This window comes from Thauera sp. 2A1 (assembly GCF_009469595.2).
Classification (GTDB): domain Bacteria; phylum Pseudomonadota; class Gammaproteobacteria; order Burkholderiales; family Rhodocyclaceae; genus Thauera.
Map to the genome: position 1 here is coordinate 77011 of NZ_SSXV01000021.1, position 11100 is coordinate 88110.

At 59.1% G+C, this 11100-nt stretch carries 6 protein-coding genes and 1 pseudogene; 3 read left to right on the forward strand and 4 right to left on the reverse strand.

The genetic code is table 11. From position 1 onward, the window contains the following. Positions 1–339: 339 nt before the first annotated feature. From GH664_RS17225 to GH664_RS17240, 4 genes are read right to left on the reverse strand one after another with little or no spacing between them, the layout of a single operon-like run. On the reverse strand, positions 340–1509 hold the full coding sequence (locus GH664_RS17225) for a Wadjet anti-phage system protein JetD domain-containing protein (protein WP_153169296.1): 1170 nt from the start codon (positions 1507–1509) through the stop codon (positions 340–342). Beyond that, positions 1496–4870, reverse strand: a complete 3375-nt coding sequence (locus tag GH664_RS17230; RefSeq protein WP_153169297.1) for an ATP-binding protein — start codon at positions 4868–4870, stop codon at positions 1496–1498. The genes GH664_RS17225 and GH664_RS17230 overlap by 14 nt, the downstream gene beginning before the upstream one ends. Further along, on the reverse strand, positions 4867–5586 hold the full coding sequence (locus tag GH664_RS17235) for a DUF4194 domain-containing protein (protein WP_153169298.1): 720 nt from the start codon (positions 5584–5586) through the stop codon (positions 4867–4869). The genes GH664_RS17230 and GH664_RS17235 overlap by 4 nt, the downstream gene beginning before the upstream one ends. Beyond that, positions 5573–7033, reverse strand: coding sequence for a DUF3375 domain-containing protein (locus GH664_RS17240; protein ID WP_153169299.1), 1461 nt, complete (start codon positions 7031–7033; stop codon positions 5573–5575). The genes GH664_RS17235 and GH664_RS17240 overlap by 14 nt, the downstream gene beginning before the upstream one ends. 157 nt (positions 7034–7190) lie before the next feature. Between GH664_RS17240 and GH664_RS17245 the strand changes: the two genes are divergently transcribed. From GH664_RS17245 to GH664_RS17255, 3 genes and pseudogenes are all read left to right on the forward strand, one after another. Beyond that, on the forward strand, positions 7191–8093 hold the full coding sequence (locus tag GH664_RS17245; protein ID WP_153169300.1) for a WYL domain-containing protein: 903 nt from the start codon (positions 7191–7193) through the stop codon (positions 8091–8093). A 15-nt stretch (positions 8094–8108) separates the two neighbouring features. Further along, positions 8109–9860, forward strand: a complete 1752-nt coding sequence (locus tag GH664_RS17250) for a DUF262 domain-containing protein (protein ID WP_153169301.1) — start codon at positions 8109–8111, stop codon at positions 9858–9860. Then, positions 9857–10918 (forward strand): annotated as a pseudogene (locus tag GH664_RS17255) (type I restriction-modification system subunit M); the annotation flags it as partial. The gene GH664_RS17250 and the pseudogene GH664_RS17255, both read left to right, overlap by 4 nt. Between the last annotated feature and the right edge of the window lie 182 nt (positions 10919–11100).

Genomic DNA, 11100 nt, shown 5'->3' on the forward strand with positions numbered 1-11100 from the left:
ACGTACTCAGAAATGGTGAGCCAAATCCTTCCTGCCAGAAGGTCGTAGTGCTGCCCGTGTGGGCGATACGTTGTTCTTTAACAATCTGGATATATCAGGGTCATCACCCCTGAGGCGGACGTCCCTTTTTCGTCCGCGACCAGGAGCGATGGCCGACAGGCTCGCCGCTGGCCTGCCCATTCGTAGACGGGCGTACGGATGAGCGAACAGCGGCACCTATCCAGGGTGCTTTCATCCGATTCATTCGCCATAACGACTGCAAGTAGTTAGGCCAGATGCAGCAACTACGGTACTACGGCGATGTGCATCGGGCAATGCCCAACGCACCACAGACCTTGACTAGGTGCGGACGCCAAGCCGTTGCAACACGTTCCATGCGGTAGTCCAGTCGATTCGCTCCTGCTCCAAGCGAACGTTTTGTCCCCAGCGCTGCTGCTTGAGATCCCGATAAAGCTCCTGCTCATCCTTGGTCAGGAGCGTCAGTTCCGCTGCTGAATGCTGCGCCGCCTCGTCCACCCACAGTGCCTTGTGTCGAAGCAAAGTCTCTTCGTCCATGAGCACGGATTGCAACTCTGGAATGTATGAACGGGCGCGATGCAGAATGGCAAATCCATGGGTATCCAAGTCACCCCAGTAGATGCACCTCGCACGGGCAAGCCAAGGTAGCCGGGCCAACACGTCAACGTTATAGCCTAGGCGCATGAACACGACAGCGCCCGGCATGTCGGACATTGCCAGTCCCGTCTGAAGGTTCTCAACAATGAACACATGCGAGACAGGCCAACTGATACCTGCGAGGTCGTCAACCGGCGCAGTGATGTCACCCACGCCTCCGACATGAACTCGCAACGACTGATCCAGCACCCTCATGCGCACAAGGAGTGGTGGAGCCTTCAGGCCACACCGCTGATAAAAATCCAGGTCGCTGGATGAGTCCTCCTGTATTGCGGCCACCAGATCCGTCAGCAGCCCTTTGCGCCCATCAAGCCACTTGCTGTCCAGTCCTGATACCGGCAGCTGGCGGGGATACAGGTTGGAGTTCGGATGGCTCGCAATCCAATCCAGCATCTCTGTCAGCCTTTGATAGTCGGCATCGCTGTAGTCTGCGAGGACATCAAAGTATCTCGGCAACTGCTGCGCCACTACCGGCCAGCGGGCAATGAGCGACCGGTAGCGAGACTGGGCGCGCTCCCACCGTGCGGATTCACCAATCCACATGGCAACGTCTTCGGGACCGCGCAACACTAGTTTCTCTGGCAGTCGCTGGGCACCAAGCGCCTTCCACCGCCGCTCACACCAGGATAGGGTGCCGACCCCTTGCCAGCCTTGCCATGCGCTCACCCAAGCACGAACACCATCGACTTGTCTCAGCGCAGCCTGTTCCGTCGGTGCACCGAGCGCAACCTCCAGCGGCCACAGGCTTTCGCCCGCATCACCGATCAACCACTCGCGGTGCTTGCTCTGAAAGCGACGGACAAGGGCCTGCCTGACTTCTTCAGGAAGCTTCAACGCTAGCCTCCTCTCGTGCGTGCTCTGGGAGCTTCAACCGCTGACGGTCACCGTCGTACTCGATCAGCAGGACGCCTGAAACGCGCCGGTCGCTGATATCTACGAAGCAGGCACCACCGATGAATGGTTCAAGGGTCATGACGGACTTCAGCGGTGTAGCGACTACCATCTGGAATCCGAAATTGGTAAAGATGTTCATCGCCAAAGCGGTGAACTCGTTATCAGCCTTGTCGAAGGCTTCATCAAGCACGACGGGCGCGTACATCGGCACGCCGTGGTCGTTCCCGCCCAGCTGATACCGCAATGCAGCGGCCAAGCACGTGGTGGCCAGCTTCTGTCGTTGACCGCCAGACTTGCCTGCTCCGCTGCGGTAGATCTCGACCTCGACGCCGCTTTCATCGATTTCCCGTCCGATGAACTCCACATGTTGCCGAACGTCGAGCACGGTTTCACGCCAACGTTTTTGCTCGGGGTCCTGACTGGCGAGTCGATCAACAAGTCGGCGTAGGGCCAGGAACCGTGCCTCAGCAAACTCGCGGTCCTCCGTCCACGCATGGCTCAGAGCCTGCTGGATTTCCTGCTTGAACTCCTTGACGTCGACAAGCTGCCGGTCGCTGGCATCGATGTGTAGATAGGTGCGTTGATTGGCGCTTTGGTTAAACGGCACCTGGCCAAGGCTATCGTTGACCAGATCCATTCGCTCAAGGATGGCTTTGCGCGCATCGTTCAGGTAGGTGGAAAGCGCCGCCAGATTCTGGTGGCTTTGGTTCTGCAGCAGTTCGAAGAAGCGCTGCTCATAGGCGGGCAGGCCATCCGTTTCCAGCCGAACCAGTTTGGCGAAGAAGTCTGGCGCGCTGGCGAGGCTCGTGTCCATGTCGCCAGCGTCCATGGGCCACTGACGTTTGAAATCGGCGAAGCGCGCCTCTATTTCCTTCTCGCAGGCACCAATCCCACGGTTGACCTCTTCGATCTCCGCATTTAGTGCGCGTTCTACAGAGGTTGTCACCTTGTCGAGGTTGTCGAGCCGGACGGCATCTGACTGCTTGGCGAAGCGCTCGTCGAGTCCGGAAACCTGGTGGGGCGTCAAAGGAACGATAGACGCGTCCTGCAGGATCGATTCCAGTTTCTGCGTACTGGTCTTGATCTGGTCAAGAATCGAGTCGTGCGCACGCGTGGCCTGCCGAAGATCCTTATCAGCATCATCGACGAGTTTCTTTTGCTTCTCGATCTGCTCACTGAGCTGCAGTAGGGTGGTGTTGCCCTCGCGAGCTTCGCGGATCTGCCGCTCAATGGTGGAAATGCGATCCAGCAATGGGAGCAAATCGATTTCCTGCCACTGGAGATTCACCAGGGTTTGGCACTGCATCGCTCGGGTCGCACGATTCTTGTCTTGGTCGGAGAGTTTGTCGATCTCCCCGCCGAGGCGAGAAATGGTGTCAGCCAGCTCCTGCGCCTGAGCTTGAAAGAGCCCGAGCTTCTCCCTGTTATCGAATCCGAGCACCCAGTTTCGTCGGTCGCCGACACTTCTACGGTCATCTTTTTCGTGCCGGGTTTTGCTGTGCTTGACCTGGCCTTCACGGGTGATGGCTCGATCTGCGCTCCTGAAGGACTGAATAGAGTCGACGCACGCGTAATCGAAGCGTTGCCGTAGTTCGGCCTGGAGCCAATCGGCATACGTCCCATCCTTGACGTTCAGCTTGAGGACGAGCGAATTGGCACCAATGGGCTTGGCCTGCCACGTCTCCGGGCGGCCAGTCCGGTAATACACCAAGCGCTGCCCAAGGTGGGTGGTGTTGATGTGATTGGCCAATGCCGAATACTGGCGCTCGTCTACCAGGAGTGAGAGCGCAAACCCGTGCAGTACGCGCTCAATGCCCCCCTGCCATTCGGCCTCGTCAGGCTTTACCTCGACAAGTTCGCCAACAAAGGGAAGTGCCGACTCCGAGATCCCGATGGCGGCAGCGATGTCTCGACGCATTTCCAGCATGTCCGCCGGAATGTTCGATGGCTGGCGCTGGAGTGCCTGCACCTCTTTCAGTGCTTGCGAAAACGCAGTCTCGGCATCCTTCTTTTCTCTGTCCAGGCGGAACTGCTCGGCGCGGCTATCGTTGCTGCGCTGCTCCCAGTTTTCAACCTCCTGCCGCGCGTTGCCCAACAGTTCCGCGAAGGCTTGAGGTGAATCAGGGAGGCTCCAGCCCAGCTTCTTGCAAGCCTCTTCAGCCTGACCACGTTTGCGCAGGCGATCCGTGCGCAGGCCCTCCAGCCCCGATTTCTCGGCTTCCCATTGTTCGATCTGATCACCGCCTGCTTCACGGTGCTGTCGCTCCAGATCGCGCAAGATTGCGGCGTGGTTCTCCAGAGTGCTTTGACGCCGCCCCACTTCACCTTCTGAGCCGTTGGCTTGCACCTCCAGGGCTGCCACGTGCTCCTTGAGAAGCTCAATGCGTCGGGTTTCCCGGTAGCCATCAACGCCCAGCCGAAGCTCCTCCAGTCCATTACGTTGCAGCATCAACGAGTCCCTACGCTGATGCTGCTCCCGTGCTGGCGCGAGCGTTTGAACCTGCTCGCGGGCCGTGACTACCGCCTGGTGGGCAGCATTGAGTTCGCCAAATTCACTAACCAAGCGATCCGCTACTTCGAAGGTCTCGGGCTTGTCGAGCATGAAGTCGCGCAGGAAGGTATTGAGGTCACCGAGGTTCTTGGCCGACTGGGTTTTGTGCAGCAAACGCAGCGCCATTTCGCTCTCGATGCCGAGCAGACGGCAGAACCGTTCGCAATAGGGGCGGAATTCGTCGCGAGCGAATGCCTCCGGGAAGGACTGCTTGAGCTTTCGGATGTCGAAGTTTGACTGACCAAAGTCCTCCAGCTCGCCCAGGTCAAAGGCCCGCTCCATGACAAGGTAGTGGCGTTTGACGTCGGTGCTGCCGTTTGCATTGCCCCGCAGCCAGAACACCTGAACCAACACAACAGACTGACCCAAGGCATTCTGGTAGGTCAGTGCCAAGGCTGACCAGGTCGTCCCTGCGCGCAGGTAGCGGGTCGCGATCTCTCCCGACTCCCCATCCTTCTGTTCAGCCCACGCACCACGTATGTAGGTAACGAGGTTCCGATCACGACCGCTGCGGTCTGCCTCGCGCGCAGCAGCGTTGAAATCGATCCAGCGAGGTGGCGTCAGCAACGCCGAAAACGCATCGAGAAGCGTCGACTTCCCTGCGCCGGATCGACCCACAAACAGAAAGCCTCGTTCGCTGATCGGCACGTCGTGTAGGCCGGAGAAAGTGCCCCAGTTGTAAACCTGCAGGCGGGTCATCCGGAACTGCTCGCGGGCAAACAGGGAGGCGGTTTGGGGTTCCGAGATCATTGGTCGGCCTCCTCATCGGCGTCAGTCTGAACCAGTTGCGCTGGCGTTTCTCCGGCAGCCATGCGCTGATACAGGTGCGTCAGCGCTTGAATTTCCTCTGCCGAGAAGAGGAGCTTCAGCGTCGGCGAAATCTCGAAGCGATCCTCACTCGAGCGAATTTTCTGCAGGATGCTGTGCTTCTTGATCTTCTCGACGGAGGCGTGAACCCGTTTCACGAATCCTGCACGGTCGGTGTTGGCGGCGCGCTCATAGAGGGTGAGAAACTCTGTGATCTCGTCTGTCGACACCACAGCACGGTCGCCCTGCGAGTCCGCCTGGGTCAATCGCTGGCGGAGGTGGAGCAGCAGTATGGAGTCAATGAACGTCAGCTGGGCGCGGCGCAACAGGAGAGGCACCTCAAGGTCGCCGGTATCTGCCTGGCGCGTGAAAGCCACTTGTACGTCTCGGTCAATAACCAGTTCGAGAAACAGCTCGGCAAGACGCCGACGGATCACCGCTTCGTCTCGTACCAAGATCGGCCAGAGTTTTGGATGTCGACGTCCGTCGAGCGATGGCCCTGCCAGTAGCTGCACCAGGGCGCGCCTGGAATCCAGTGCCAACTCGCCACTGTCGCCCAAGAACAGGGTGTTGGCAGGTGTCTGAGCAGCATCTGGAGCCTGTGCTTCGGCTGGCACTGCCGATTCGTCGCTGATGGACCCATTTTCAGACCAGTTCATTGGCCCGCTCCCTCAAAAAGAAGATCTTTGGAATTCGGGCGCTACGACGCTCGTCGTCGCCTCCAACCCAGCCTACGGTTTCACTGTGGTCGGCCTTGAACCCATGCCGACTGCCCAACGCCAGCAGGCCGACGACGCTGCCCAGCCCCTGTGCAGCGGGGAACTGTTCCAGCACGTCGGCAATCGAGGCCTGGGAGCGTTGCTCCAGGACTGCCAGCACATTGGCCTTCAGGGTTCGGAAGTCGATCTCGGACTGTGCGACCAGTTCGCTCACAGACTCTAGATCGATGGGCGGCGCATCCCCTTCTGCCATCTGCCCGGGCAATGCTTGTAGGGATGGGTCGTGCAGAACCCATTGAGACAAGGAGCGCAACCGACTGCTCGTGAGTTCCAGCGTGTACTGGAGGGTTTCTGTGGCCCTGACTTCATCCTTCAGGGCCAGTGCTGTGCGCTGGGCGTCTTTCAGCAGGTGATTGAGTCGGCGTTGCTCGAGGTATTCACGACTCTGGACGAAGTGCTTCAGGCTGCGCGCGAAGGTCTGGAGCACCTCGTGAACCATGCCGCCCTGCTCAAGAAGGGTGCGCGTCAGCCGCAGAAGGAATCGTCGCTCCTTGGCCTCGAGCTGCCCCACGAACTCCCGCGACATCACGCTATCGAGCGCCTGATCAAGTGTGGCGGCCTGTTCTGGGTCCGTAAGCAATCGCCAGAAAGCGGAGAAAGTCCTTCCGGCGTCGCTCTCTGAAATCAGGTCGATTCCGGCGAACAGCGAATCCAGCACATCTCCACGATTGCCATCGTTGTCCATGATGCGTTCACGCAGATCGCGATTGAGCTGGTCGAACTGATCGCGGACACGGCGGAAATCACCGGCCAGATCGTCGGCCAGCGTGATGATCTCCCGCGTGCGCTCGAGCGCCGTTGTATGGGGCAGCACGCGCATCTGCCCCTTCTGGATGGCGTCAATCTCCTTGTCGATGCGTGCTTGCTCGGCCATGAGCCGGTCGATGCGGCGGAATTTGTCGGTGTCGGTGTCCTCGGCAAGTCGGGCCAAAGCCTCGATGACGAGCGTCAGGCGGCTTTCGGTCGCGGCGGAGTGCGGCTGCGCCAGGCCAGAGACAAACCGAATGGCATCGACGGCCGCCGTGGAGAGTTCATATTCCTCTTCGGAAGCGCCAGCCGGGAAGCGTCGCTCGAGGAACCCATCGGCGAGCCAGCTGGCGACATACGCCTGTGCCGTTTGGGGAAAGTCTTCGCCTTGGGCGCGGAGCTCTTCGAGATCCCTTGCGATGCGTTCGTGAAAAATGGAGGCAGGGAGGCTTCGCTCGCCCTCATACAGATGGGCCTGAAGCAGGCCAATGACGGTAGGCCCGGTAGTCGAGGCAAGCAGACGCCACAGCGGCTGCGCCCGCATGCGCCGGTAGGTCGCGATGGCTTTGTCTGCTTTCACTCCCATGCTCCAAAGTGCGGGCATCGCCCGTCATGTGGTAATCACAATGCAACGCATACAAGACTCAAAAACATTGCATTGCCACATTCTAGAGCAGCTTATATACTTCACGCAATAACCCGCACAAGTATTCGTTAACCCGATAGAGCACTCAGGAATGCCCAAAGACCAACTTGCAGAACTGACCCAGCCTCAGCGCGACCGGCTCGCCTTCATTGAGCTGCGTGTGCGCTTCGTGGGGGAGATCCGTCGGCAGGACTTGGTTGCGCGGTTTGGCATCCAGTCCGCAGCGGCAACCCGGGATTTGGCGCTCTATAAGGAGTTGTCTCCGGGCAACATCGACTATGACCCCAAAGGCAAGGCCTACGTCTTGGGGCCGGACTTCCGGCCCGTGTTCGATTACCCTCCGGAGCGGGTGATGTCGTGGCTGACGCAAGGCTTTGGTGACGGCGAGCCGATGCGGCTCAAGGCGTGGGTGGTCAGCGAGAGTCCGTCGCGGCTTACGCACCCGGATCTGGATGTGTTGGCGAGCGTGACCCGGGCAATCCATCAGGAATGCGCACTGGCAGTCGACTATCACTCAATCTCAAGCGGCAAGTCCGGGCGAGAAATTGTTCCATTCGCGTTGATCGATAACGGCCTGCGTTGGCACGTACGCGCCTTCGACCGGAAGTCGCAGGAGTTCCGGGATTTCGTCATCACTCGAATCAAAAATCCTGTCGTCCTCAAGGGGCAACCGGTATTGCCCCATGAAAGAAGCGATCAAGACATCCAGTGGACCCGGATTGTCGAGTTAGAGCTGGTTCCGCATCCAGATCAGCCCCGCCCAGAGATCACTCAAATGGATTACGCGATGACGGGCGGGTCGATACGGATGCGTGTTCGCGCCGCTGTAGCGGGCTACATGCTACTTCGCTGGAGTGTGGACTGCTCGTCCGATCACAGCCTCAGAGAGGAACAGTATCGACTATGGCTCAGTGATCCCCTGGCTTTGTACGGGGTGGAAAACGCAAAGCTGGCTCCTGGCTACCAAGCGCCGACCAGCGCAAAGAATCGATAGGGAAAGAAAAACACAATGGCCAAGACACTTGAAGCCCACGACAAACTGATCCGAGAGATCTTCGAAGGCAGCTACCAGTTCGAGATTCCGGACTACCAGCGCCCCTACGCCTGGACAATCGAGCAGGCCACAGAGCTGTTCGATGATCTGTACTCGGCGATGCAGGACGCGCGCGTCTCGGGGGCCAGCAGCCAATACTTCTTGGGTAGCATTGTTCTGATCAAGAACGACCGGGACCCGAAGTCATCGGTGGTCGACGGCCAGCAACGCCTGTCTACGCTCACGATGCTATTCGCCGTGTTGCGCACCGTGATGCCGGATGCTGCAGACGACATCACCGACTTCCTCTACAAAAAGGGCAAGGTCAGTCTTGGCGAGAAGAACGAGTACCGCCTGACAGCTCGCGAGGAGGATGCCGACTTCTTCCGCACCAACATTCAGGAACCGGGTGGCATCGCACAGTTGGTCGCCAGTACGGACAAGCTGAAAGACAGCCGTCTGCGTTACCGTGAAAACGCCACGCTGCTGCTCGAAAAGGCCAAGGCGCTTCCGCCTGCCGACCTCATTGCGCTGTGGCAGTTCCTCGCCAACGACTGTTCGCTGGTTGTCATCTCCACGCCCGACCTCGAAGCCGCATACCGCATCTTCTCCGTACTCAACAATCGGGGGCTCGACCTCGCGCCTATCGACATCATCAAGGCGCAGGTGCTTGGCCTGATCCGTACCACGGCAGGCGAAGTCAAAAGCCGCGCATACGCGAAAGAGTGGAGCCGGATCGAAAGCTCACTGGGTCGCGACGCCTTCGGTGACCTGTTTGGCCACATTCGCAGCATCTATGCCAAGAAGAAGCAGAAGTACATCCTGGTCAAGGAGTTCCAGGAGCACGTCACCGAGTACAAGGCCCCTATCGACCTCGTCGACAAGGTCATCAAACCCTATGCCGAAGTGTGGGACTTCGTGCGCGATGCCGACTTCGAGGCCACCGAGCACGCTGAAACCATCAACGAGCACTTGTCGTGGCTCAATCGTGTGGACTTCAAGGACTGGGTGCCCCCAGCACTTGTTTATTTCAAGCGCTTCCGGCAGCAGCCCAAACTGCTTGCCGAATTTTTCCAGTCACTGGAACGCCTGACCTACTTCCTGCTGGTCACCAAGGTCGGCATCAACGAGCGCATCGAAACCTACGCTGCGCTCACCAAGGAAATCGAACCGGAGACCTTCAAGGGAAATCTGGTTGCGCTCACCACGCTGGCACTGACAGACGCGCAAAAGCGCAAGTTCGTCGCGGCACTCGATGGAGACGTGTACGACGATCTGCCCAAGGCACGGATGGCGCTCGTCTTGCGTCTTGAGTCCTTGGTGCGCGCGCCCGGCGTGCAGCTTCAAGATGCCGTGTCGCTGGAGCACGTCCTGCCGCAAACACCGCCCGACAGTTCGGACTGGATCAAGTGGTTCCCGGATGAAGACGAGCGCGATGGCTGGACGCACCGTTTGGCCAATCTGGTTCCGCTGGATAGGAACAAGAACTCGTCTGCCAGCAATTACGACTTTGCCAAGAAGAAAGATGCCTACTTCAGAGGCAAGGGCACCGCTTCACCCTTCGTGCTGACGCAGGAAGTCAGATCGGAAAGCGAGTGGACGCCCACGCTGCTGACTGCACGGCAAAAGCGCCTTGTAAACGTATTGAGCACGCATTGGAATCTTGAGATTGCAGCTGACAACAGCCTTCCTGCTGCTGCGGTAACGGCGGGAGGTTTGACATCGTGAGCAACAACAAAGAACTCGAACGCGCCGAGCTGCACAAAACCATCTGGCGCATCGCCAATGACCTGCGCGGCAGCGTCGATGGATGGGACTTCAAAACCTACGTGCTCGGGATGCTGTTCTACCGCTTCATCTCGGAGAACCTGACCAGCTACCTCAATGAGCAGGAGCGCCGCGCGGGCACCCCGGACTTCGACTACGCAGAACTCTCAGATAACGATGCCGAATTCGGTCGTGCCGAGACGGTGAAGGAAAAAGGCTTTTACATCCTGCCGTCCGAACTGTTTGCCAACGTGCGCGCCCGCGCCCGGCATGATGCCAACCTCAACGAAACGCTCTCACGCATCTTTGCCGACATCGAGGGCTCGGCCACGGGCAGCGATTCCGAGGACGACATCAAGGGCCTGTTCGACGACCTCGATGTCAACAGCAGCAAGCTCGGCCCCACCGTGGCCAAGCGCAACGAAAAACTGGTCAAGTTGCTCGACGCCATCGGCGACCTGCCGTTGGCCAGCAGCGATGGCGGGTTTACGGAAAACACCATCGACCTGTTCGGCGACGCCTACGAATATCTGATGCAGATGTACGCCTCCACCGCTGGCAAGTCGGGCGGTGAGTTCTACACGCCGCAGGAGGTCTCCGAACTGCTGGCCCGCATCACCGTGGTCGGCAAAAGCGAGGTCAACAAGGTCTACGACCCCGCCTGCGGCTCCGGCTCGTTGCTGCTCAATTTCGTGAAGGTCTTGGGCCATGACGCGGTGCGCCAGGGCTTCTACGGGCAGGAGATCAACCTGACCACCTACAACCTGTGCCGGATCAACATGTTCCTGCACGATGTGAACTATGAAAAGTTCCACATCGCCCATGGCGACACGCTTACCGATCCAGCGCACTGGGATGACGAGCCGTTTGAAGCCATCGTCTCCAATCCGCCGTACTCGATCAAATGGGATGGCGATGCCAACCCGCTGCTCATCAACGATCCGCGCTTTGCCCCTGCGGGTGTGCTCGCCCCCAAGAGCAAGGCCGACCTCGCCTTTACCCTGCACATCCTGAGCTGGCTGGCGGTCAACGGCACGGCGGCGATTGTCGAGTTTCCCGGCGTACTCTATCGCGCAGGGCTGCCGCAGCTACCCATTCATCATTCGTCATCTTCCTCTTCCGGTTGGAATCCGAGCATTTCGGCGCGGAGTTCATCGGAAGCGGAAGCCAGCAATCGCTTGGTCTTGATGCTGGTCTTGCG

Bases quoted from the DNA above. Each gene is read 5' to 3' on its own strand.
- GH664_RS17230 (WP_153169297.1), bottom strand. From the start codon at position 4,870: ATGATCTCGGAACCCCAAACCGCCTCCCTGTTTGCCCGCGAGCAGTTC.
- GH664_RS17235 (WP_153169298.1), bottom strand. From the start codon at position 5,586: ATGAACTGGTCTGAAAATGGGTCCATCAGCGACGAATCGGCAGTGCCA.
- GH664_RS17245 (WP_153169300.1), top strand. From the start codon at position 7,191: ATGCCCAAAGACCAACTTGCAGAACTGACCCAGCCTCAGCGCGACCGG.
- GH664_RS17250 (WP_153169301.1), top strand. From the start codon at position 8,109: ATGGCCAAGACACTTGAAGCCCACGACAAACTGATCCGAGAGATCTTC.